The organism is Georgenia sp. AZ-5, from assembly GCF_043952095.1.
GTDB lineage: Bacteria > Actinomycetota > Actinomycetes > Actinomycetales > Actinomycetaceae > Georgenia.
The window spans coordinates 2369397-2390974 of the sequence record NZ_JBINOU010000001.1; the positions used below are offsets into that span (position 1 = coordinate 2369397).

A 21578-nucleotide genomic window follows, 5' to 3' on the forward strand; every position below is an offset into this window, starting at 1 on the left:
TGAGGGCCACCACATGCACGGCCTGGTCCAGTTCCAGAGCGATGAGCCGGGCGATGTCGCGCGGGTCGCGCGGGTTGATCGGGACCGGCGGTTCGGGCACCTGGTGCGGTTCGCCGTCGAGCGTGACGCTATAGCTCCAGTCGTCGGCATAGGTGATGTGGACCTTCTTGAGGTCGGCCTGGACGTCGGGGTTGCGACGCTTCACCGGGTCACCACCGTCGAACGGGTCGTGCGGTGATCCCGTGATCGGCCCTGTCGCGGCGGAGTTGCCGCGGCCGCCTGGCGGATCGCCTCGAGGCCGGGGGGTTCGCCGTTGCCGACCTGGGCGGTGGCGAGCTTGTCCAGGATCGACGCGGCGGTCGTGCGCACTCGCTCGGCGGTGGATTTCACCACCTCGATCGGGCTCTTGCCCGGCACCGAGGATGCCCATGAGGCGACGTAGGGCACGGTGTAGGTCGTGGTGTCCAGGCCGTGGGCGGCGCCGATCATCAGGGCGACCGACTCGGCCTCGACCTCGGCGATCCCGCGGTGCAGGGCCGCGTCCGGGTTGTCCGGGCCGTGCAGCAGGACGTGGCCCAGCTCGTGGGCGAGTGTCTTGACCTGGGCCGCGGCGCCCATGTCTTGGCGCACCGATACGACCTTCGCGGCGTAGTCGGTCAGCCCGTTGGCCCCGTGCATCGTTGTCGCGTCCGGGACGCGGCGCAGACCGAACCCCGCGTCGACGATCCGCGCGGCAAGCCCGTCCCACAGCCCGTCGGGCGCCGTGCCCTGAAGCAGCACGGGCATCGGTGGCTCGGGCAGCGGGTCGCCGTCGGTCTGGGACACGTCCCACACATGCGCTCGCTTCACGCCGACCACGCGGGAGCGGAGCGCCTCGCCGGGGCCTGGTCTCTCGTACGGGGCCAACCGTCGCCACGCGTCACGCTCGGGGTCGTCGTTGGCGTACCGGGCCGTGACGGGGGCGAGGATGACGTAGCCGGCCTGGCCCTTGAGCACGTGCCTGCCCAGAGCCAGCCACTGGTGGTATCCGGCGACGTATGTCGGGGTCGGGTCGGGCACGCGGCCCTGCTCGTACGCCTGCAGGTGCTGGAGGTAGATCAGCAGCGTGTTGTTGAACGACCGTGTCCGGAAGCGTGCGGTGAACTCGAGTGCTCGGCGCCAGTCGTCCCCGGTCACCAGCGCCCCGACGGCGGCTTCGAGCATCTCTTGCGTGGCGTCGAGCTTGGCATCGCGCGCTGCGGCCCGCGCGGTCCGGTCTGCCGGTCCGGGGGTCATCGCGCACCGCCTGGTGCGGCGACTTGCCCAGACGGTCCGGTGGCGTGGTCATGCTCGGTGAGCTCGCGTGGCTCACCTGTCAGGCGTGCGGAGGTGTCGAACAGCGCGGCCTCGGCCGGATGGAGCTGGTGCTGGACGACGAACGAGCGGTCGCGGATGCGCCACAGGCCCTGCCCGGTGTCCAGGGCCGGCAGGTGCTCCCGTTCGGTGCGGGTAAGCCCGAGGGCGCGTGCGGTGGGGCCGAGCTGGTCGGACTCTTGCCGGTAGATGATTCGGATCTCGGCGTTCGCCAGCAATGAGGCCGCGATCGCGCGGTTGGCAGAGCCGGAGTTCCCGACGTTCTCCAGGTCGGACAGCTTGTGGAAGATCAGCATGTTCGCGATTCCGTAGTGGCGGGCCAGGCGCCAGTGCGCGTCCATGCGCCGCAGCAGCGCGGGATGGGCCATGAGCCGCCACGCCTCGTCGTAGACGACCCACCGCCGCCCACCGTTGGGGTCCAGCAGCGCGGCTTCCATCCAGGCCGAGGCGCACGTCATGAGGAGCGAGATGGCGGTGGAGTTCTCCGCGACGGCCGACAGGTCGAGCGACACCATCGGCAGGGTCGGGTCGAACCGGACCGTGGAGGGCCCGTCGAACATGCCGGCGAGGTCGCCGGCCACGAGCCGGCGCAGCGCATGACCTGGTAGCCGGCCGTCCTCGACCAGGCGGTGCTCGGGATCGCTGTTCGCGTCGGGGGTCAAGAGCCGGTCGACGACCATCGGCAGGATCGGCACGTCGGCGGTGCGGACCACGTCGGCCAGGGCGACGTCGATCGCGGTGTGCTCCAGCGGGGAGAGGCGGCGGTCGAGGACAGTCTCGGCCAGCGCGCTGACCAGGTCACGGCGGCGGGCGGTCAGCTGCGCGGCCCACTGGGCGTCGTCCAGCCCCGACGGCCGCGGGCCCTCATCGAGCGGGTTGAGCCGGTTGGGCAGCCCGTGCCCGAGCCGGATCGCCACGCCGCCGACAGCCTCGGCGACGGCGGTGTGCTCACCCTTGGGGTCACTCGGCACGTAGACGCGGCGCCCGAACGGGATCGAGCGGGTGTACACCGACTTGGCGAGCGACGACTTCCCGGCCCCGACGATCCCGGCCAGCACCACGTTCGGCGCGGTGATTACCCCACGCTGGTAGAGCACCCAGGGGTCGTAGACGAAGGATCCACCCGAATAGAGGTCGCGGCCGACGAATACGCCGTCGGACCCCAGGCCGCCCTCGGCCAGGAAGGGGTACGCACCTGCCCAGGTCGCGGAGGTGTCCTGGTGGCGGGGGAGCCGGAACCTGCCGGGCGTTCGCAACGCCGCCGGGCCAGGCTCGCCGGCCGCCGGGAGCAGCGCCACCGCGCGCCGTTCCGCACGCTCGGCGATCCGCCGCGCACGCTCGGCCTGCTGCCGTGCCGCCCGGTCGGCCGCGGCCAGTTCAGCCGCGGCCCGGCGGCGCATCCGACGGAGGCGGCCGCGCTCCCCGGCGGGAGAGACCAGCACGGCAGTGTGCAGGCGCTGGCGACCGCTCATCGCGACAGCCCCGGCGGAGGCGTCACGCGGCGGTCACGCTGTGTAGCGGCGTCCTTCTGCTGAGGTGGGGCCGTCGGCCGGGGCGGCTCGGTCTCGACCTTGGCGTGCGGCGGGTCGTACCAGGCAATGCGCCCGGTGCTGACCGATGCCATGTTGATCAGCCGCTCGACCTCCTCGAGCCGAAGCGACGCGCGGCGCAGCGCCGCAGCCGCGTCACGTGCGTGCCTGTGGCCCTCCTGCCGGTCGCCGGCGTCATCGTGCGCGAGCTCGCGGTGATGCATGTGCGCGCTGGCTACGTTGCCCAGCACCGCCTGCAGTCGGCGGGTGATGGCAAGGAGGTCGCCGACGACCCAATAGGTATCGCCGGGGGTTTCGAACCAGCGGGTGGCGTGGGCCAGCGCGCGCAGCGCTTCGGCGGCTTCGTCAGCTGAGGGGACGGGGCGGTCGTAGTCCGCCATGGTGAACCTCCTGGACGACGGTCGGTCACCCAGGAGGTGTGCAGGCAGCCCCCGCTTCAGTCGTCGAAGTCCGTCCGCATCGTCGTCCCTACTCGCCCCTGTTTCTTGAACTTCACGGAGTTCCTTTGCTGCTGCTGCCCGGTGAGGTGAGGTGGTTACATGGCCCTGCAGATCGGGAGGGCGGCCGCGGTGAATGCCTGCGCTTGCTGTCCCCACAGCCGGCGGGTTTCGCACGAGGACTGAATTGCGGCCTGCTCGATCGCGGCAACAGCACGCTCGAGTTCGCCGGGGCTCTCGGCGCTGAGGGTGATCAGCCCCGTGGCCCGCAGGATGCCGTGTCCGGCGGTGAGGTCGGCTTCCTGCTGCAGGACGTCGGCGTACTCCGCGGTCTGGGCGGCGTCATCGATCTGGCCGATCTTGGCGCGCTGGGCGGCGTCGGAGAGGTACTCGGTCTTCTTCTTGCGGATGTCTCGGGCGGCGATGTCGGCCCGAACGGGGGTGAACAGCATCGTGAAGGTGCGCCGCACGCCTGAGGACAGCAGCACGGGGCTGAGGAACGTGGGAAAGACATGGGCGCGGGGCCACTCGGAGATCCACAGCACCGCGTGGTGGGCGGAGTCCGAGCGGATCGATCCCGAGGTTTCGGCCACCGAGACCGGGCCGGCGGACGCGAGGTCGCGGCCGAGCTCGCCGTAGCGCTCGAGTGTTGAGGCGACGAGTGGGTCGTAGGCCGAGCGCAGCATGAGCGCCAGGTCGCCGGGCCCGAGCGGCGCCGAGGGTGCCAGCTCGGCTGCGCGCATGGCCGCGGTGAGGGTCTCGACCTCCTGGCGCAGCACCGCGACGGCGCCGCGCATGCCGCCCCCGGCGGCCTGGATCGATCGTCCGGCCGAAGAGAGGTTGAGGGCGAGCGAGATCGTGGTGGCATGCCGCTCGCCGGCCGGCCCGGCTCGCTCGATCAGCTCGCCGTAGGTGCGCGAGGGCCATGACCCGTCGAATCGGCCGCGATGGGTCCACCAGTCCGTCAGGCCCTTGCCTGAGGCGGGAAGGGTGCGCTCCATGACTTGCAGGCAGGCCAGGCGCCCCGATCGGCAGGCGGTGGCCAGGACGCGCCCCCACCCGGCGATGCGGCGCTGCTGGTCGGCGGGCTCGAGCAGGATGAACGCCGGGTGAGCGACCCCGATGACCGCGACCAGTGTCCTGGTGTGCGGATCGTGCACGTAGACCGCGCCGGTGTCGGCGTCGACCAGCTGCCGCAGCCGCGCGGCGTCTCCTGGCAGCGCGAGCGTACCGGCGGGGCGCGGCCTGCTGATCCGTGCCCGGTACTCCAGCTGCCCGGTCATCGAGCGCCGGCCCCAGCGGGCGGCGAGGGGCAGCCACTCGATGATCGGGCGACCGGCCACCCGAACGAGCGCGAGCACGGCGCTGCCGGCGATGAGCGGCGCGGTGTAGGGAAGCGTGGTTTCCCCGAGGTAGAGGGCGACCACGAGTATCGCGGCGCCGGACCCGGCGGCGACCAGCTGGGGTCCGGACAGCCCGAGCAGGACGCCTCGGCGGGACAGGCGGGAGAACTTGACCGGCTGGAGCTCGGCCTCGCCGGCCGGCCGAGAGGGGGTGGTCGTCATGGTTGTGCTCCTCGGGCGGCGGTGTCGTGCTGGGCGGCTTGTCCCGCAATGGCCCGGCCCACGCGTGGGCCGACCTTCGTGGCCTCGACGGCGACGGCACCGGCGAGGAGGGCACCGGTTGCGGCGGCTCCGCCGGCGACGGCCGCGCCACCGGCCGCGGACCCCCCGGCAGCCGAGCTGCCGGCTGCCGGTGCGCCGGACGAGGCTGTTGCCGAGCCCGCCGTCGACGGTGCCGGAGCGCCGCCGGTGCGTACCGCGGTGGGCGCGGTCCCCGGACCGCCCGTGCCTGGCTGGCCGGGCTGCCCCTGTGTGCCGGGTGTCCCGGGCGGGCCGCCAAGGACCGCAGGCGCACTGGCGCGGGGCAGGGCGCGGGTGGGAATCGGGATGGGCCGGTTGACCGCCTGCTTGGCCTCCTGCTCGGCGCCGACGGCGTGGTACATGTCGAAGCCGATGAAGCTGATCGCCTTGTACGTCAGGTACGGCGCGAACCCGGCAACGAGCATGAGGACGACGCCGGCCATCGGGTCGGCAAAGGATTGCAGGTCCGGGCTGATGGGCGCGGAAACCTGGGCGGTTGCGAGCAGGAAGATCACGACGACCACGAGCTCGGACGAGATCAGCGCGAGGACGAACGACGCCCACCGAGAGACCCACCCCCGCGTGGCGTCCCACGAGGCGCCGGCGAGGGCGAAGGGAGCGAACACGATCGCGATGAGCAGCAAGGCCTTTCGGATCAGCAGGCTGAGCCAGACGATGAACGACGCGCCGATGGCCAAGCAGGCCAGGAGGAACACCACGATGATCGGCAACGCCGGCCCGCCCGCGGCGCCGGCGTAGGTCAGGGCGGCGGTGGGCAGCGAGATGCGCTCGCCCATCTGGTCCAGGGTGGTGCCGGTGGCTTGGATGATGCCCAGGCACAACTGGTCGGTGATCTCCAGGGCGGTGGCGACCAGGGTCAGGACGACGAAGGAGCCCAGGACGGACTTGGCCAGTCCGAGCGCCGCCCGGGACAGGGCGGCCGGCTCTCGGCGGATCATCGCGGTAATGACCTGCAGCAGGAAGAACGTGACCATGATGAAGACGGCCACGCCGAAGACGATGCTGTAGACGCGGGTGAACTGACCGGTGGTGATGTCCACGAAGGTCGTGGTCTCAAACGCGGCCCACATCGTGCGGACCATCCACGCCGCGGCGGACGTCGTCAGGTCCGCCAGCACCTGAAACGGGACGAGGAGTGCGGTGGCGACCGACTCGCCGACCTTCGCGCACACCGCGGCGATGCCCGGGATCTCGCACACACTGACAGCCATGAGGACCACCTCCGTTGAGGGTCAGACCTAGACGGTCTGCCCGACGTTCCAGAAGAAGGTCACGAGGGCGACCGCGGCGCCGCAGATGACCGCGGTGCCCACCGCGATCAGGACGCCGGACTTGCCGCGACTTGCCGCGTGCGGGTTGGCGGAGTGGGCCCCCAGGGCCCAGACGATCGCCGAGATGATCACCGCGAGGACGGCCAGGATGAGCCCGACCGTCATAACGGCGCCGACAATCGTGCGCAGCTGCGCGATACCGGGCAGCCCGTCGCTGTTCGGGGTGATGGAGATCTGCGCCAGCACGGTCGTGACGGCGGACGAGTTGATGAGGGTCGACATTGTCTGCTCCGGATGGTCGGTGCGTCAGAGCCTGGCGCCGGTGTCCAGCAGCCAGTTCGTCCAGGCCAGGGCGGCACCGGTCAGACCGGCCCCGGCGAGGGCGACCAGGACGCCGGTGCGGGCGCGGGCGGCAGTGGACCAGTTGCCCGTGTGAGCGGTCAGCGCCCACACGGCCGCGCACACCACGACCATCGCCACGGCGGTGATCAGCGCGACGGTCAGCAGGGCGCCGACGACGCGCTCGAGCTCGCCGGTCGCGGCCACGGCCGCGAAGTCCGGCCTGACCGGGCCGGCACGCAGGCGGGCGGTCACGCCCCCACCGCCAGGCAGAAGTCGGGCCGCGGTGCGGGCGGTGCCCCGTTGGCGTCGGCCTCGGTGGCGGAGGACAGCCACCCGGCCGGGTCGACAGGTGACGCGTCCGGTCCGCCGCGATGGATCTGGAAGTGCAGGTGCGGGCCGGTGGACATGCCGGTCGACCCGACGTCGCCGATGTGCGCCCCGGCGGCCACGAGGTCACCGACCGCCACGCGAATCCCGCCGTCGCCCAGGTGCCCGTACACCGACGCCACCAGCTCGCCGTCGACGTCGTGCACGAGCACGAGACGGTTGCCCAGGTCGCCGGAGTACCCGGCGGCGACCACGCGACCGGCGGCGGTGGCCAGGACCGGGGTGCCCGCGGGCGCGGCCAGGTCCACGCCCGCGTGCAGCCGCCGCACGCCCAGGATCGGGTGCAGGCGCATGCCGAACGGCGAGGTGTGCGTCCACGTGCCGGCCGGCAGCGGAAAGACGGTGGCGGTCGTCGCGGGCAACGCCGCCGCGGACACCCCACCGGCGCGGTCCGGCCCGCTTTCACCGATCACGGCGGGCGGCGCGGTGAGCGCGGCCAGGATCGCCTCGGCGACCGGCTCGTAGCGTGCGTACCGGTCCGGGTAGGCGGAGACCTCGACGGCTTGGGCGGCGGCGCCCTTGGGGAGCTGGTCCCAGTCGGGGATGTCGAGCAGCCCGCGTGGGGAGCCGCCGTTGGGCCCGGTCGGCCCGCCGAAGAACGCCCTGGCCTGGTAGGTCGGGTCCATCAGGTCGGCGACCGAGCCCCACCCGGCCGCGGGGCGCATCTGGAAGAGGCCGAGCGAGTCGTGGTCCGCCCCGTCGGCGTCATGCGGGTAGGTCGCCGAGGCCGGGTACGCGCCGGTGTTGGCGTACATCAGCAGCCGCGACTCGGTCAGGGCGGCCATGAGCGCGACGAGCAGGCCGTCGCGGCCCACGCCGTCGGTGCGAGAGCCCACCGTGATGATGGTCGCGGCGTGGGTGAGCTGGGTCCGGTTCAGGCGGACGTCTGACCCGTCCGTGGCGGTCGCGGTGAGGCTGTCGGGCACCTGTCCGACGGCGAGGGTCGCCGACGCCTGGCACGAAGAGAGCGTGGACGCCACGGTGGCGGCGAGCAGGACCAGGACGAGGGCCGGGGACGCGAGCATGGCCAGCAGGCCGACGGCGAGCAGCCGGAGCATGTCAGGTCCCGCCTCTCACCGCAGGGGGTTGTCCAGCTGCGACAGGCGCAGCAGGTAGCAGGTGGGGTAGGACGGTTCGCAGACGACGAAGACGGTGAACGCGACGTCGAACTGCTGCCTGACGGGCTCGCCCTGCCACACGCCGGCCCGGTGCCGGACCCCGGTCACCGTCAACGCAGTGACGCCCGGAGCCGGCGCGTCCTCGCCGGCCGCGGCCAGCGCCCGGGCCCACTGGGCCGGCTCGGCGACGTCACGGATCTCGATCCACTGCCTGGTGGAGTACTGCGTGAGGAAGTCCCACGTCGGGGCGCTGGGCACGTAGCCGGCCAGGTCGGCGACCAGCCCGGGGGCCTCATGCCCGGTCGGGTCGGCCACGGCCAGCAGCCGGCCCTTGATCTCGGCGAGGTCGACCGGTCCGGTGGTGTCCCAGTCGAAGATTGCCCGGCTGACGTCGGTGGCGAACGCGGCCGGATCCGGCGTCGCGTCGATCGGCGCCCGTTCACCGTCCGCCGCCAGGTCCGGTGGTGCCTGCGGTGCGACGGCGCGGGGGCCCGAGCTGGTGATGACTGGGTCCGCCGCGCGGGGGTTTCGGGTGACGGTGCTGACGACCCCGTAGGCGGTGAAGCCCACCAGCAGGCATCCCAGCACGATGCCGAGCGCTAGGCGCACGCGATGCCACAGGCGGGCGGTGGGGGAGCGAACGAGCATAGTCCTCACCACCCTCATGCCACACCGGTGCGTGCCTGGCGGGCTGCGCCGACGGCCTCGAGGAACCCGACGCTCTCGGACACCACGCGCTCGAACAGGCCCCAGTCGGCATCGGAGAGCTCGGCGGCGACCTGGTCGGCGTCGTAGTGCCGCGTCCAGCCATCCAGGTCCCGCCACGTCAGCACCAGCGCCTTCGGGCTGCGCTTGACCGGGGCCGGCGGGGCCTGGTGCGCCTTGAGCGGCTGGACGCGGGCGGGCCGCTCCTTCTTGGCGCGCTCCAGGGCCGCGACCCCGAGCTGGGCGATCTGCTCCGGCGTCAACGGGTTGGGTTCGCGTTCGGCGGTCGCGATCGCCTGCATGACGGACTCGTAGGCGGGGGCGACGGGTGCGCCAGCGGCGATCGCGTCCAGCTTGGCCTCGGCGAGACGACGGATCGTCAACGGCCGGGTCTCGTCTCCGATCATCGCCCGCAGCTTGTTGATCTGCTCAAGCCGCTTGTACGACGCGGAGCCCGTCACGAAGTCCGCGGCCTCCTCACGGGTGCGCCCAGGACCACGCTCCGGCCGGGGCGAATCGCCCCGGCCTGACGTTCCGCCGTTCCCGCCCATCGGGCGGAACTGGTTCGCCGCGATCCGGCGCTGCGCGTCCTCCGCCAGGAGCGCCTTCAGCTCCCGGTACAGCTCCGCGGCCTCGATCGGGGACAGCGGCTTGCGCAGGGCGTTCTCGTCCTGCTGGGCGAGCAGACTTGACAGCTTGTCGGAGATCCCAGCCCGCACCCACACGTTGACCGTCTTGACCCCGAGCCGCTTGAGCGCCTCCAGCCGTCGGGCCCCGCACACGAGCAGGCCATCGGGCGTGACCGTGATGGGCTGCAGCAGGCCGACCCGCTGGATCGACTCCATGAGCGGGGTCAAGTCGCCCAGGTCCGTGCGGTGTCGGGCGCCCACCACGATCGAGTCGACGGACCGCTCAGCACCCCGGTACTCGCGCACCTCAGACATGACTCGCCTCCAAGGCCCTGGGCGCGGCGCCTTCCAGCAGCCGCGTGATCCGCTCGTCGGCCAGGACCTCCTCACGGGTGTGGCCCGCGATGAGCCGCCAGAGCACCCCGCGGCCGACGTCGGTGTTCGCCTCATCGCGGTGTTGGCTGCCGAGGACGACCGTCAGCACGCGCGTCCACTGGTGCTGCGTGAGGTCCAGATGGGCCCACGCCTCGACGTCGCGGCGCAGGTACTCAAACGCCGTGGCGCGGCTGCCCGCCTCGATCGTCCGGGCGCACACGGCCGCCAGCACCTGGCGGGCGTGATCCGCCTGCCACCCGCAGCGCACGAAGATCTCGACGGCGACCTGCACGGCGGCGTCGGGCCCGAGGACCGCCTGGGCGCGCCAGCGCTCGTCCCGGTCGTCCGATCCGGCGCCATGGGCGTCCAGCTGGAGTCGGATCTGCAGGGCGGGGTGGAACTCGAGCAGCCGGTGATCGGCGAACCGCGTGACGTCCCGATCGCGCGAGCGCAGCAGGTGGCGGGCCTGCTCGTCGCCGCACAGCAGCCCGTGGGCCCGGTGCTCGCGCTGCAGCGTGTGCCGCACGGCGCTGGTCACCACGCCCCACGGGTCGTTCGCCCACCGGGTAGCGGGCGCGAGCAGGACCTCAAACGCCGCCCGCGCTGCGTCAGCGGGCTCCTGCTCGTACTTGCGGGCCAGTGCCCGGTAGCGGTCGGCGCAGTAGGCCACCAGTGCCGCAGCCTCCCGGTCATCGCGCCACCGCTGCGGGTCACGATGCAGCCGGATCAGCAACTCGCGCAGCCCGGCCGAGGACGTGAACGACCATTCGGTCATCGCGGCTGCACCCCCTGCCGCGCCTGAGCGCGACGGGCCCGGATCCTGCGGGCCGCGGCCGCCGGCGCGCGCACCGCCGCCTTGGTCGCCGTGGACTGGAGGTCGAAGGTGCGCCCGACCACCCACCCCACCGCCGGAGCGAGCGCGGCCTCGGGGATGTCCGACGGACGGATCCAGCCGGAGCTGCCGCGCGACGGCCTGACACCATTTGAGCCGGCGCGGGGTCGGCCCGTCTCAGCCTGAAGCGGCTCCAGTTCGGCCGCGCGGTCGTTGGGAGCGGACGGATCGTCGAACAGCGCGAGCGCCGACGGCGGACGTCGGGTGGCCGGCGCCTGCGGGGCCGCCGGCAGGGGCCGCGGGGGGCGTGGCTCGTATGGTGTGCTCATCGCGATATCGCCTCATGGGTAGGCGGGCGGCGGCGACCGCCGCCCTTGACCGGTGTGGGGAACGGGGCCGTGCGGAAGGCCGAGCGGATGGTGGCGATCGCTTCGCGCTCGGGAAGCCCGGCGTGCTGTGCGGCGGCGCCGAGCGCGCCGAGCGTGGAGGGCAGGTCGAAGCCGTGCTCGACCATTCGGCACGCGGCCCAGAACAAGCCGTCGTTGCGCCCGCCCTCCGGCCGCGACGCCACCCACGCGGCCAGGTGCTCCGGATTACTTCCGTGCGTCGGTGCTAGACCGGCGGGCCGCTTCGGACGTGGCGGGAGGAGGAAGGACCGCAGCGCGGCCGCGTTTACCGGAGCCGGCTCGCCGTGAGCGACGACGGTCAGCTCGTAAGCCCGCACACCGCCGTCGACGGTTCGGACCCGTGAGGGCGGGGCGATGACGTAGCCGCCGTCCCCGCGGAAGTCCACGTGCGCGCCGGGTGTGGACCACGATCGCTGCTCGCTGCCGCCCGGGTGCGGGTAGTAGAGGTGGACGCCACCCGACGGGGTGCGCACGATCCATGCCCAGTTCCCCGTCAGGCCAGTCCGGCGGGCGCGGTCGAGCGCGCCGAAACCCGCTCCAGATGAGTGCACGTCGACGTCGACTACGTCGATCCCGGCCGATGCGCCCGTGGGCAAGCCGATGTTCGCCCGAGGGGACTGGCGCCACCACGACTCGACCCGCCGCGGGTCAGAGCTGGCGTCATGGAAGCCGCGCACTGTCAGCGGCGCCTTGCCCTCGGGCAAGCACGGGAACACCGCGGCGCCGGCCCTCGCGAATGCGAGCGCGGCGTCAGCAATCGTGGGCGCAGACGCTGCGCGCGCGAACGCCGCTGGCGTCCAACTTGCCGGTGCGGGGGCGTGGTTCATGGCCGCAACGCTGGCGGTGCGGTATCACCCATCTCGTACCCCTACACGGTCTACCCCCTCACCCAACATGGGTGTTCATGCAGGTCGCTGGGTATACCCCAAGACTCCATCGCGGCAAGCATGAAGGCCGGAGAAGCAGCGTGATTACCTTCCGATGGCGCGGCGACATCGCAAGGGGGCGTACTTTTCCGAGGCGGGGGATAGGCGCCAAAGGGCATCAACAGATAGACCGCACGGTCACGTGTCGTCCGCAATGAGAAGGTCGAGGGTTCGAGTCCCTCTAGTGTCCTGCGCCAGAAATTCACTGGATAAGTCGTAGACTGGGGTATGCCTCGTTCTGGGCGTCCCAAAGCCGAGTTGGTCTTGTCCGCTGACGAGCGCGCGCAGCTGGTGAGGTGGTCGCGCCGGGCGAAGTCCTCGCAGGCGCTGGCGCTGCGGGCGCGGATCGTGCTGGCATGCGCGGAGGGCTTGGACAACAAGACGGTTGCGGCGCGGTTGGGATGCGCGGCGGCCACGGTGGGCAAGTGGCGGGCCAGGTTCGTCGAGCAACGCCTCGATGGGCTCGGTGACGAGCCGCGGCCGGGACGGCCCCCGGTGATCAGTGCCGACCAGGTCGAGGATGTCGTGGTCGCAACCTTGGAGTCGACGCCGAAGAACGCGACGCACTGGTCGCGGGCGAAGATGGCCGAGCGCACCGGGCTGAGCAAGTCCACGATCGGGCGGATCTGGAGGGCGTTCGACCTCAAGCCGCACCGGGCCGAGGGGTTCAAGATCTCCAACGACCCGCTGTTCGTGGAGAAGGTCTACGACATCGTGGGGCTGTACCTCAATCCCCCCGAGGCCGCGGTCGTGCTGTGCGTGGACGAGAAGTCCCAGGTGCAGGCGCTGGCCCGGTCCCAGCCGGCGTTCCCGATGATGCCCGGCATGCCCGAGAAACGCACCCATGACTACGTCCGCCACGGCACCACCAGCCTGTTCGCGGCGCTCAACATCGACGACGGCACGGTGATCTCCAGCCTCCACCGGCGCCACCGGGCGAGCGAGTTCAAGAAGTTCTTGACCAAGATCGACGACCAGATCCCCGACGATCTCGACGTGCACCTGGTCTGCGACAACTACGGCACCCACAAGCACCCGACGGTGACGAAGTGGCTTGAGGCGCACCCGAGGTTCCACATGCACTTCACCCCCACTTACTCCTCCTGGATCAACCAGGTCGAGCGGTTCTTCGCCTACGTCACCGCCGACCTCCTCCAGCGATCCGACCACCGCAGCGTCCAGGCCCTCGAGGCCGACATCCGCACATGGGTCAAGGCCTGGAACGAGGACCCCAAGCCCTTCGTGTGGACCAAGACGGCCGAACAGATCCTCGACTCACTCCGAAGACTTCTTCAACGAACTACTGGCGCAGGACACTAGCTCACCATTGTGATGTCGCAAGACATCCCGGACAGCCCGGACCCACGTTTGTGGGTCCGGGCTTTTCCGTGTACGCCCGGCATGGGCAACTGCTAGGAGGTGGAAGTCCTCTGGGGGAGGCGGTGGTGCTAACTCCGAGTCGGAGGCAACTGCGTCACCGTGAGGTGGGGTGGGAAGGAAGCCCGAGACGTAACTCTGCACCGAGGAACACGAATCGGGTATGAGGCGTGATGGTCGGGGTGAGCCAGCACGAGATGGTGAAGCCCGTCACCACCAAGGCGGCCATTGCGTAGACGCGGCGGGGGTAGGGGGAAGTGGTTGTTCTTATCCGGGGAGACCTGTCCGGGTGTCCCGCCCCGGCGGGACGGTCAGGGCCGAGAGGGTCTGGCTGACCGGGCAGGAGTCAGCAGAGGTCGTGGTACCGCCTGGAGGGATACCCGCCGGGGGAGTCCGGGGGGATGGGGCGGGAAGGGCCGAACGTCAGATGCATCGAAGGATCTGGTGGTGCTCGTATGAGTCGTGGTGATCGCAGCCATCCCGCGAACGCGGGTCTGGCGGGGCAGGAGGCGGTGCTCCCGCCGGAATCCCGTCCAGGGCGTAGCGGCTCGTCGGCGGCCACTGGTGGCAGCGGTGCGGAGCCGGTGGGGGTGTGGGACGAGGTGTTCTCGCCCGGCAACCTCTCGGCAGCGTTGAAGCGAGTCCGCGCCAGTCGCGGGGCGCCGGGAGTGGACGGGATGACCACGGAGGAGTTGGTGCCGTGGCTGGACGTCCACTGGCCGGAGGTCCGGGCGGCGTTGGACGAAGGCACCTACTGGCCCTCGCCGGTTCGCCGGGTGGTGATCCCCAAGCCCGGCGGCGGGGAGCGGTTGCTGGGTGTTCCGACCGTGCTGGACCGCCTGGTCCAGCAGGCGCTCGCGCAGGTCCTGACCGGGATCTTCGATCCCGGTTTCGCCGAGTCCTCCTACGGGTTCCGGCCCGGCAGGTCCGCCCATCAGGCGGTCCGGGCGGGGCAGGTCTTCATCGAGGAGGGCTACCGGTGGGTCGTCGACGTGGATCTGGAGAAGTTCTTCGACCGGGTCGGCCACGATGCGTTGATGGCCAGGGTCGCGCGGAAGGTCACTGACAAGCGCGTGCTCAAGCTCATCCGCCGGTTCTTGGACGCCGGGGTGATGGTCGAGGGGGTCAAGCAGCCCACCGCGGAGGGAACTCCGCAGGGGTCGCCGCTGTCCCCGTTGTTGTCGAACATCATGCTCGATGACCTCGACCGCGAGCTGGGCAGACGCGGGCTGCGGTTCGTGCGCTACGCCGACGACATTGGCGTCTTCGTGCGTTCCAAACGCGCCGCCACCAGGGTCCTGGGCGGCATCGCAGAGGTCGTCGAGGGGCGGTTGAAGCTGCGGGTGAATCGGGAGAAGTCCTCGGTCCAACCCGCCGGTCGGGCGGTTCTTCTGGGCTTCGGGTTCTTCTTCGTCACCGGCGGCAGGGTCAAGGTCCGGGTCGCACCAAAGGCGATCGCTCGCCTGAAGACGCGGCTGCGGGAGTTGACCCGCCGGAACTGGGGGGTGTCGATGGGCTATCGCATCGGCGTCCTGAACCGGTTCGTCCGCGGCTGGATGGGCTACTTCCGGGTCGCGGACACCTCGCGGGTGTTCCGGGACCTCGACGAGTGGTTCTACCGCCGCATGCGGCAGATCTACTGGAAGCAGTGGAAGCGGATCAGGACTCGGCGCCGGATGCTCGCGCAGTTGGGCATCCCACCGCTCAGCGCGATCCGCTGGGCGGCGTCGAGCAAGGGCTACTGGCGCATCGCCGGCTCGCCCGTGCTCCAACGCGCCCTGCCCCGCCGCTACTGGGACCGTCAGGGACTGATCGGCCTGCGCACCGCATGGGAGCGCTTCAGGCAAGCGGTCTGACGAACCGCCGGATGCGGGCCCGCATGTCCGGTGGTGTGGGAGGGGGCCGGGCGACCCGGCCCCCTACCCGATTATCGGGGTTGGTAGTCGCGTGTGGGGTCGAGGGTGAGCTCGCGCAGGATCTCGCCGGTGGTGGCGTCGGCGATGGTGATGTGCAGGCGTTGACAACGCTCGTCACCGTGGCCCAGGAAACCGCAGCGAAGAGTGGCCTGGCGACATTCACCCGAGGCGTCGCGGCGGGCACCCTATTGACCCTGCCTTCTTACCTGCTGCACGCGGTCGGGTCGGCCGGCAGCCGGATCGTCCTGGCCTACCTCGTTGGTTTCTTTCTCGGCCTGGGCCCGTTCGACCACGTCGTCGTCTCGGGTCTGCAGCTCCTCTTCGGCGTGTGGCTGGGGGGGCCGGTGGCGTACGGGGACGTGGCCGCCAACGTGGTGATCGCGGCCGCGGGCAATCTCACCGGAGGCATCCTGCTCATGACACTGACTCATACCGTGCAAGCCAAGGGCTCACGTTCTCAGCACGACTGACCCTGTGGGCGCCCACCGGCCCCCACGCGGGCCCCCGGCGCCCGGATGCTTCGGCTTACGGGGGCTCGGTACCGTCCAGGCGCAGTCCCAGTGCCGGCCCTGCCGAGGGGCCGGCTACGTTCCTTGACGCACGGAGCGACGGAGATGGCTGAGCGAACCTACCGGCAGGGCGACGACCAGGTCGGCTCGCCCCAGAACCTCGATCAGGAGAGCCCGGCATCGAGCGAGGCGGCACGCGCTCAGGAAGCCCCCGCGCCGGGGGGCGAGGCGCAGTCGACATTCCCGGCCAACATCCCGAGGACGACCCCGACGCTGAGGGCAAGGACCGCTTCGACGCCGGCTGACCCCCGGCGGCGCTCGGGCACCGCCAAGCGGCATCCACGGAGCCGGCTCCAGACCCAGCTTCGGGAACCACCATGGCGGCCGCCACCACGAGGGTCCTGGCAAGCGCTCCATCAAGCCGTTGACCCGGTGCTGCGATCATGCGTCGGCGGGGCCCCGGTCGCTTTGGTCCCCGCTATCCCGCCGGGGGTGGAGTTTCCGGCGTTGTGCCGTGGTTAGCCGACGGCGCGAGCGTGGTGGGGCTCTGGCGGGGGCGCTCGAGGAAGTACGCACCCAGGGCCCCGGCCAGGGTGGCGAAAACGGCGACCGAATACGCAGCGAGCACCACTTCGAGGATGCGGGCCGCGGGGTCAGAGGCGTGGAACGGCTCTCCCGTGACGGTGGCGAGCGCAGCGGCGTGAAGGGCGTCCGCGTAGGAGTCGAACACGCCGACGATGACCAGCAGCTGGCTCGAGGCGAGGATGACCACGCCGGTCACGACCGCCAGCCATCCGATGCGCCCGCTCAGCAGACGGCTGGCTGAGCGTGATCCCCGGACCGCGCTGGACAGCACCCCACCGACGCGGGCCACTCTGGTCAGCCGTAGGAAACTGAATGCGCGAATGACGCGCAGGAACGGGACGGCGAGGAATATCACCTGCCACCAGTTGCGCCGCCAAAACCGCTTCTGGTCACGGGCGATGTACGCCCGCAGCGCGAGCTCTGCCACGAAGACCGCCCACAACACCCACCCCACGACCGAGAGCACCGATGCAAGGGCCGGCCCGGCCAGGTTCTGCCCCAGCACGACGAACAGGAACACCAGACCCAGGGCACCCATCGGTCGATCAAGGCGGCGGGCGAGTGCCTCCGCCTCACGAAGTCCCCTCCGCTGAGTACTCTCGCCGTTCAACTTCGCTACACCCCACATCCTCGACGTCCAACGCGCGGGACACGCTTCGAAGTCGCCCCACTGCCAACGGGTGGTCCTGACTGGAGCCCGCGCTCCGACTCAAGAAGCATCGCCGACCTCCCCGATGGTGGCGCGCTTCCCGAGGACAACGCGCCAGGAGGTTTCCTGCGGAACGGGCGGTGGCTGTGCTGGCGAAGATGTGGGCACCGGCTCGCCCGCCTCGGTGGCCTACGTGCTCGAGAACTTGCGGGAGAGGGCATCCATGCACCTCTTCGACGACGCGGAGAGGTGGGGCGAGGTCCTCGCCGCCTTCGACGGGCTCGCCGAACAAATCCGGCGCTGGCGGGCCGGCCGCAAGCAACCGGCCGGGCTCGCGCAGCGCATGGCGATGGCTCCGTCACCCGTCGAGCCTCGCATGAGGAGGGAGCAAGACCGCCCCGTCGTTCGAATCACTGACCGGGTCCAGCACGCGATCGTGAACCAGCTGGAGGGGAAGGCGGTCGATCAGCACAGCGGGCTTCACGGCATCGACGACTGTGTTGATCGCGTCCTGGCCACACCGACCGCAAGCGCACGCGTAGTCCACTGGCTCGTCGATCGACTGTTCATGGGCGGTGGGCGCTTCGATCCGCGATGGTCCAATCCAAGGTGATGAAGTTATTCGCTGAGATCGCCGCCTTCCAGAGCCGAGGGGAGTAGCGGCCGGCCCGCGTTGGCGAGGCACATCAGCGGGCGAGTGAGATCATCTGACCCACCAGCTGATCACACTCCTCGAGCAACTGCGCATGGCGGGCGACCCCGGTGCGCCGTCGAGGCGCAGATCGAAGCTGTCAACGGCGAGGTCGCTGAGCAGGTCCGGCCGCCAACGCTCGCTCTATCCATGCCAGGCAAGCCCCGCGGGCACAAGGAGAAAGCGGAGCGGACGTGACAAGTACTGCCCCCGACCCGAAAGCTGGAGCACATCCTGTTGCGAATTAGGCGGAGCCTTCTGCAGTCGCCCGCAGCCGGGCCCGACGCACCACCTCAGTAGCTTCACGCACGACCAGCGCAGGAAGGCCAAAGGAGCCAAGATCCTGCTCATCCAACCATTCCAGTGCGGCAGCCGTATCCATGTCACCATCGGCAATGAACTCAGAGATCTGAATCGTTGCGGTGCGCGAGAGCCCGAGAGACATCAACGACACTTCTGTAGGTCTGGAGACGCCAAGTTCGAGCATCATCGTCACGTCCGGCCTCGGCGGGTCATCAGTGGATCGGGGCGCGACTAGCTCCACGATGTCTGCATAGCACGACAGGTACTTCGGGGCACGGAAACGAGCGATCTGTTCGACGTCTTCCAGTACTGATCGAATGCAATTCGCTGAACTAAACTTGTCAGGCTTGCGCTTGCGTTCAAAGTCGATCCGCTCTGACACAAGCCAGGGGATTGGGACTCCTCGCATCCAGTCCAACAGGAAGACTGAAAGTCTTGCCTGATTGGCTGGCACGCCAAAACCTGCGCGCATATTCCGTTCACACCGCGCAAGCACCCTCACTAGGCGATCGAAAGCACCTTCATCATGGGGAGAGAGAAGTGGAAGCTCACCAGGATCCTTTGTGCGAAGATCGTCGAGTAGTCGTTGCATCGCCTGCGGGTTGATCCCTGGATGCGAGCGACGAATCCTATCAGGGATATCCAACTCATCTTCTTTTGCTTCGACTATGGCCGTCAGTTGAAGCGCCTTATCGGCCGGCAGCGCCCGCAACGATATGGAGCTTTCATTGCGAGAAGCAGCATCGAAGAGATGTGCAGCCAGAGCCTCAAGGTCCTCGTCCTTCTTAGTTCCGCGAGTGTGCTGGCCGTTGTTTGTGATGAACTCCGCGAGGCGCTCTGAGTTCTGTAGATTCGTCTCAGTAGCAAACGAAATCACTCCACTAGTACGTCGAGTAGGTGGAGGGCTTTGCCAACCGGTTCGCGTCCGAGTTCCAATGCAAATAATATTCCCAGCAAACTCCGCGCCCCAGCGACCGGCTCGTCCGGCCAGGTTCCAGAAGTCGAATGCCGACATTGGGTTACCGCGCCCACGTCGAGGATTCATGATCCAAATGTTGGTGCACGGCAGGTTCACGCCTTCGAGAAGCGTTGAGGTGCACACAAGAAAGCGAATCAACCCTGCTCGATAAAGTTCCTCAATTCCTTGACGGACCGGTTGAGGCATGTTCCCGTAGTGAAACGCGACTCCACGCGAGATCACCTCGGCTAGAAGGTAACTAGCGTGTACTGATTTTCGAATAAGATCCTTCAAGTCACCAATGCGGGAGTCGTCAGACTCTGCCGAAGTTCCTAGATACTCATATATTTGCTTCGCGCACGTTTCAGCCTCTGCTGCCGTGTTCGCGTAAACAATGTTCAGCGCTCTTGGGCCCGAGAGCTTCGCCGGAATAGCTGCCAGCCGCTTCGAAGGAGGACTTGGTTCCTCCCCCAACGAGACCTCAGCGATCTCGACCATCTCACCGTCTTGCGAACGTTCGATAGACCAGACAGGCGAGCGGCGGGGAACCGGGTTTATCCAGTAAAGATTCTGGTTGACGCTTGGTAACAGCGAGGCAAGAGCGGCGCTCTGAGTGTCACTTGCTGACCGACTCAAGAGTGCTTCGGGATTCTCAGTCATCGGGCTAGCGAAGACCGCCTTGATTGAGCTATTCCTGCGCACGGCCTCCTGTACCACTTCTTCAAGCAGTATGCCTCGATATCCTTCAGCGACTTTCTGCGCCTCGTCAAAGAATGCCGCAGTAGGCCGCAAGGACGGAAACCTATCAAAAGTGATTTGCACACGCTCTTGTGTCATTACCAGAATTCTAGGCCCCGCTTCATTCAGTCCGCTGTCCCACGGAATCGAATGAACATGAACTGAGTTCAGTTCGGGTTCGTCTAGCAACTCCTTTGATACTTCGTCGACCAGGGCTCGCGTAGGAACAACGTAGAGTACAGCCGCATCCTGGCTCTTCAACGCTTGGTCGATCACCCAACGTTTGACGACATAAGACTTACCCGCTGACGTTGGCGCAGAGACGCTCAACCATTCGTTAGATCTTGATTCTTTCCAGAAGAGTCTCTGGAATCTGCTTCCCAGAAATGATGTACCGGCTGCTGGTTGGATTGTGTGCTCTAGTTTTGCGGCAACTGAGTCGATTCGAAGGGGAAGCGGAAGAGATCTTCGATAGTTATCATCGATGCGGGAACGTTTGATTGCGAGGTTGATCGACGGCCAGTTCCCAAAACGCTCTAGCAGTAGAGCCGCGGCTATCTTGTTTTCGGCAGAGGCGTCCGCAGACTGCAGTGCGCCGAAACTGATATCCATAACGGCCTGCTGAACTCGGGGGCTTTCGTCATCGTTGAGAGCGCTGGTCAGGAAGAGTGCGAGATTCCAGTCAATCCCGTCGGACGTACTGTGGAAGGTGGCAGAGGGGAAAGCCGCGCGGTCGAATGCTGCGACTACCTCATGGCGAAGACTCTCGAAGATTTCGGAATCTAGGATTTCATCATTGATGTCAGTCATCGGCATTCAGGCCTAACGCAGAAAGGGTGAGCTTACGAAAATCGGCAACGTCCTTGAAGGGAACCATAAAAAAGTCGATCTCGAACGCGTCGAGCTGGTTGCCGATGATGTGGGTTCCGAGGTGGCTCGCCCAGGATGAGATGGCTCTATTAATCTCGTCGTCGTCGGCAATCTCAGCGACAGAGGTGTAGCGCGGGTAAGAGGGCAAGTTGAATCCAACGAGACACGCGGCGCGCAGTTCCAAGAGGTTCCACTCAGGGTTCTTCTTAATGAAGAACCTGACCATTGCGTCCTTAAGTTTCTTGCCCTCTACGTCTAGATTGTCTCGAACGAGCCCTAGATCCCTCGTGGCAGCTTTGCGGTTTGGGTCTGTCAAAAATGGGCCAACTGATTCGAGACATTCTCGAACTGCTGCGGCACGATCCTCGTGGATCTTGGATTCTCCCCAATAAAGTGCGAGGCCACGTTCTGTATGTTTGGCGTGAACGCCATCCGCACCGTGATAATGCATCATGTTCGACGTCTTCAAAGTCATCTTGCTCAGAATCTGTGGAGCGCCAAGGACCCGCTCGGTAAGCAAGTAGAGCAGGAGTTCGCCTGCCTCGCCTGACGTAGTGCTGTCGACAAACAACTCTCCTGCTTCTCGGCGAAGGGCATTGAAGGGCTCGTTGGAGCCAGTTCGATGCGCCTCCTCAAATGCTTCTGTGCGGCGATCGCGGGGAAGACAGTAGTCGGTGACTAGATCTGCCAGAAACTCGGCGAGCTTAGACGCCTGGAAGATCCCGTTGACGTCAGCGGGAATCAGGTGGGTGCGCATCCGAGTTTTGATATTCGGAAGATCAAGACTGTTGCCAACTGATAATAGGTAGCCATCAAGCGTCTCTAGCCCTTGTTTCGGGACCAGGGTGTTTAGGTTCATTGTGCTGAACGGTTGTCTCGAAGATGTACTGCGTGCATCTTCGTTGGGAGCCGTGAGTGATGCCTCCGACATCACCCTGAGACCTCCTGGGAGCAGGACGTCGGAAGCACCGCTGACGCCTTGACGC

Annotated in this window: 20 protein-coding genes; 5 read left to right on the forward strand and 15 right to left on the reverse strand. The window is 68.2% G+C overall.

Annotated elements, in window-relative coordinates; translation table 11 throughout:
• Positions 1-13: 13 nt before the first annotated feature.
• Positions 14-238: a hypothetical protein gene (locus ACF0H8_RS11115; protein ID WP_395288987.1), complete on the forward strand. Its 225-nt coding sequence runs from the start codon at positions 14-16 to the stop codon at positions 236-238.
• On the opposite strand, the gene ACF0H8_RS11120 is transcribed toward ACF0H8_RS11115, so the two are convergent.
• The 12 genes from ACF0H8_RS11120 to ACF0H8_RS11175 form a co-directional block, all read right to left on the reverse strand.
• On the reverse strand, positions 202-1275 hold the full coding sequence (locus ACF0H8_RS11120; RefSeq protein WP_395288988.1) for an ArdC-like ssDNA-binding domain-containing protein: 1074 nt from the start codon (positions 1273-1275) through the stop codon (positions 202-204). The two genes, ACF0H8_RS11115 and ACF0H8_RS11120, sit on opposite strands and share 37 nt — an antisense overlap.
• On the reverse strand, positions 1272-2825 hold the full coding sequence (locus ACF0H8_RS11125; RefSeq protein WP_395288989.1) for an ATP-binding protein: 1554 nt from the start codon (positions 2823-2825) through the stop codon (positions 1272-1274). The genes ACF0H8_RS11120 and ACF0H8_RS11125 overlap by 4 nt, the downstream gene beginning before the upstream one ends.
• Positions 2822-3283, reverse strand: a complete 462-nt coding sequence (locus ACF0H8_RS11130; RefSeq protein ID WP_395288990.1) for a hypothetical protein — start codon at positions 3281-3283, stop codon at positions 2822-2824. Before ACF0H8_RS11130 ends, ACF0H8_RS11125 begins: the two co-directional genes overlap by 4 nt.
• 155 nt (positions 3284-3438) lie before the next feature.
• Entirely contained in the window at positions 3439-4905 is a 1467-nt protein-coding gene (locus ACF0H8_RS11135; protein WP_395288991.1) for an SCO6880 family protein, read from the reverse strand.
• Positions 4902-6215: a conjugal transfer protein TrbL gene (locus ACF0H8_RS11140; RefSeq protein ID WP_395288992.1), complete on the reverse strand. Its 1314-nt coding sequence runs from the start codon at positions 6213-6215 to the stop codon at positions 4902-4904. Before ACF0H8_RS11140 ends, ACF0H8_RS11135 begins: the two co-directional genes overlap by 4 nt.
• Positions 6216-6242: 27 nt before the next feature.
• Positions 6243-6557: a DUF6112 family protein gene (locus ACF0H8_RS11145; protein WP_395288993.1), complete on the reverse strand. Its 315-nt coding sequence runs from the start codon at positions 6555-6557 to the stop codon at positions 6243-6245.
• A 24-nt stretch (positions 6558-6581) separates the two neighbouring features.
• Positions 6582-6869: a DUF6112 family protein gene (locus ACF0H8_RS11150; RefSeq protein WP_395288994.1), complete on the reverse strand. Its 288-nt coding sequence runs from the start codon at positions 6867-6869 to the stop codon at positions 6582-6584.
• Complete coding sequence (locus tag ACF0H8_RS11155) at positions 6866-8062, reverse strand: M23 family metallopeptidase (RefSeq protein ID WP_395288995.1); 1197 nt, start codon at positions 8060-8062, stop codon at positions 6866-6868. The genes ACF0H8_RS11150 and ACF0H8_RS11155 overlap by 4 nt, the downstream gene beginning before the upstream one ends.
• Positions 8063-8077: 15 nt before the next feature.
• Positions 8078-8770 carry a hypothetical protein gene (locus ACF0H8_RS11160; protein WP_395288996.1) on the reverse strand — a complete coding sequence of 231 codons (693 nt, stop codon included), beginning with the start codon at positions 8768-8770 and terminating at the stop codon, positions 8078-8080.
• A 14-nt stretch (positions 8771-8784) separates the two neighbouring features.
• A complete protein-coding gene (locus ACF0H8_RS11165; protein ID WP_395288997.1) occupies positions 8785-9771 on the reverse strand; it encodes a ParB N-terminal domain-containing protein in 987 nt (328 codons plus the stop codon).
• Positions 9764-10606 carry a hypothetical protein gene (locus ACF0H8_RS11170; RefSeq protein WP_395288998.1) on the reverse strand — a complete coding sequence of 281 codons (843 nt, stop codon included), beginning with the start codon at positions 10604-10606 and terminating at the stop codon, positions 9764-9766. The genes ACF0H8_RS11165 and ACF0H8_RS11170 overlap by 8 nt, the downstream gene beginning before the upstream one ends.
• A 382-nt stretch (positions 10607-10988) precedes the next feature.
• Complete coding sequence (locus tag ACF0H8_RS11175) at positions 10989-11897, reverse strand: bifunctional DNA primase/polymerase (RefSeq protein ID WP_395288999.1); 909 nt, start codon at positions 11895-11897, stop codon at positions 10989-10991.
• Between the two features lie 327 nt (positions 11898-12224).
• On the opposite strand from ACF0H8_RS11175, the gene ACF0H8_RS11180 reads away from it, so the two are divergent.
• The 3 genes from ACF0H8_RS11180 to ACF0H8_RS11190 all read left to right on the forward strand — a co-directional run bounded on the left by ACF0H8_RS11180 (position 12225) and on the right by ACF0H8_RS11190 (position 15759).
• Positions 12225-13316 (forward strand): IS630 family transposase, encoded by a 1092-nt coding sequence (locus ACF0H8_RS11180; RefSeq protein WP_395289000.1) that lies wholly within the window; start codon positions 12225-12227, stop codon positions 13314-13316.
• Between the two features lie 647 nt (positions 13317-13963).
• The gene (gene ltrA, locus ACF0H8_RS11185; protein ID WP_395290872.1) at positions 13964-15229 is read left to right on the forward strand and encodes a group II intron reverse transcriptase/maturase; all 1266 of its coding nucleotides are present in this window, start codon (positions 13964-13966) and stop codon (positions 15227-15229) included.
• Between the two features lie 161 nt (positions 15230-15390).
• Positions 15391-15759: a formate/nitrite transporter family protein gene (locus ACF0H8_RS11190; protein WP_395289001.1), complete on the forward strand. Its 369-nt coding sequence runs from the start codon at positions 15391-15393 to the stop codon at positions 15757-15759.
• Positions 15760-16276: 517 nt separating this feature from the next.
• On the opposite strand, the gene ACF0H8_RS11195 is transcribed toward ACF0H8_RS11190, so the two are convergent.
• Entirely contained in the window at positions 16277-16903 is a 627-nt protein-coding gene (locus ACF0H8_RS11195) for a hypothetical protein (protein ID WP_395289002.1), read from the reverse strand.
• Positions 16904-17117: 214 nt separating this feature from the next.
• Here ACF0H8_RS11195 and ACF0H8_RS11200 point away from each other — a divergent pair, with 214 nt between their 5' ends.
• Positions 17118-17645, forward strand: coding sequence for a hypothetical protein (locus tag ACF0H8_RS11200; protein WP_395289003.1), 528 nt, complete (start codon positions 17118-17120; stop codon positions 17643-17645).
• 322 nt (positions 17646-17967) lie between these two features.
• Here ACF0H8_RS11200 and ACF0H8_RS11205 read toward each other — a convergent pair whose 3' ends face one another.
• Positions 17968-20532, reverse strand: coding sequence for a DEAD/DEAH box helicase (locus ACF0H8_RS11205; protein ID WP_395289004.1), 2565 nt, complete (start codon positions 20530-20532; stop codon positions 17968-17970).
• Positions 20525-21349 (reverse strand): DUF1837 domain-containing protein, encoded by an 825-nt coding sequence (locus tag ACF0H8_RS11210; protein WP_395289005.1) that lies wholly within the window; start codon positions 21347-21349, stop codon positions 20525-20527. The genes ACF0H8_RS11205 and ACF0H8_RS11210 overlap by 8 nt, the downstream gene beginning before the upstream one ends.
• Positions 21350-21578: the final 229 nt, after the last annotated feature.

What these genes read in the sequence shown, in the direction of transcription:
- ACF0H8_RS11115 (WP_395288987.1), top strand. Translation starts at nt 14, where the DNA reads ATGCACGGCCTGGTCCAGTTCCAGAGCGATGAGCCGGGCGATGTCGCG.
- ACF0H8_RS11120 (WP_395288988.1), bottom strand. Translation starts at nt 1,275, where the DNA reads ATGACCCCCGGACCGGCAGACCGGACCGCGCGGGCCGCAGCGCGCGAT.
- ACF0H8_RS11125 (WP_395288989.1), bottom strand. Translation starts at nt 2,825, where the DNA reads ATGAGCGGTCGCCAGCGCCTGCACACTGCCGTGCTGGTCTCTCCCGCC.
- ACF0H8_RS11130 (WP_395288990.1), bottom strand. Translation starts at nt 3,283, where the DNA reads ATGGCGGACTACGACCGCCCCGTCCCCTCAGCTGACGAAGCCGCCGAA.
- ACF0H8_RS11135 (WP_395288991.1), bottom strand. Translation starts at nt 4,905, where the DNA reads ATGACGACCACCCCCTCTCGGCCGGCCGGCGAGGCCGAGCTCCAGCCG.
- ACF0H8_RS11140 (WP_395288992.1), bottom strand. Translation starts at nt 6,215, where the DNA reads ATGGCTGTCAGTGTGTGCGAGATCCCGGGCATCGCCGCGGTGTGCGCG.
- ACF0H8_RS11145 (WP_395288993.1), bottom strand. Translation starts at nt 6,557, where the DNA reads ATGTCGACCCTCATCAACTCGTCCGCCGTCACGACCGTGCTGGCGCAG.
- ACF0H8_RS11155 (WP_395288995.1), bottom strand. Translation starts at nt 8,062, where the DNA reads ATGCTCCGGCTGCTCGCCGTCGGCCTGCTGGCCATGCTCGCGTCCCCG.
- ACF0H8_RS11160 (WP_395288996.1), bottom strand. Translation starts at nt 8,770, where the DNA reads ATGCTCGTTCGCTCCCCCACCGCCCGCCTGTGGCATCGCGTGCGCCTA.
- ACF0H8_RS11165 (WP_395288997.1), bottom strand. Translation starts at nt 9,771, where the DNA reads ATGTCTGAGGTGCGCGAGTACCGGGGTGCTGAGCGGTCCGTCGACTCG.
- ACF0H8_RS11170 (WP_395288998.1), bottom strand. Translation starts at nt 10,606, where the DNA reads ATGACCGAATGGTCGTTCACGTCCTCGGCCGGGCTGCGCGAGTTGCTG.
- ACF0H8_RS11175 (WP_395288999.1), bottom strand. Translation starts at nt 11,897, where the DNA reads ATGAACCACGCCCCCGCACCGGCAAGTTGGACGCCAGCGGCGTTCGCG.
- ACF0H8_RS11180 (WP_395289000.1), top strand. Translation starts at nt 12,225, where the DNA reads ATGCCTCGTTCTGGGCGTCCCAAAGCCGAGTTGGTCTTGTCCGCTGAC.
- ACF0H8_RS11200 (WP_395289003.1), top strand. Translation starts at nt 17,118, where the DNA reads ATGGTGGCGCGCTTCCCGAGGACAACGCGCCAGGAGGTTTCCTGCGGA.
- ACF0H8_RS11205 (WP_395289004.1), bottom strand. Translation starts at nt 20,532, where the DNA reads ATGACTGACATCAATGATGAAATCCTAGATTCCGAAATCTTCGAGAGT.
- ACF0H8_RS11210 (WP_395289005.1), bottom strand. Translation starts at nt 21,349, where the DNA reads ATGCGCACCCACCTGATTCCCGCTGACGTCAACGGGATCTTCCAGGCG.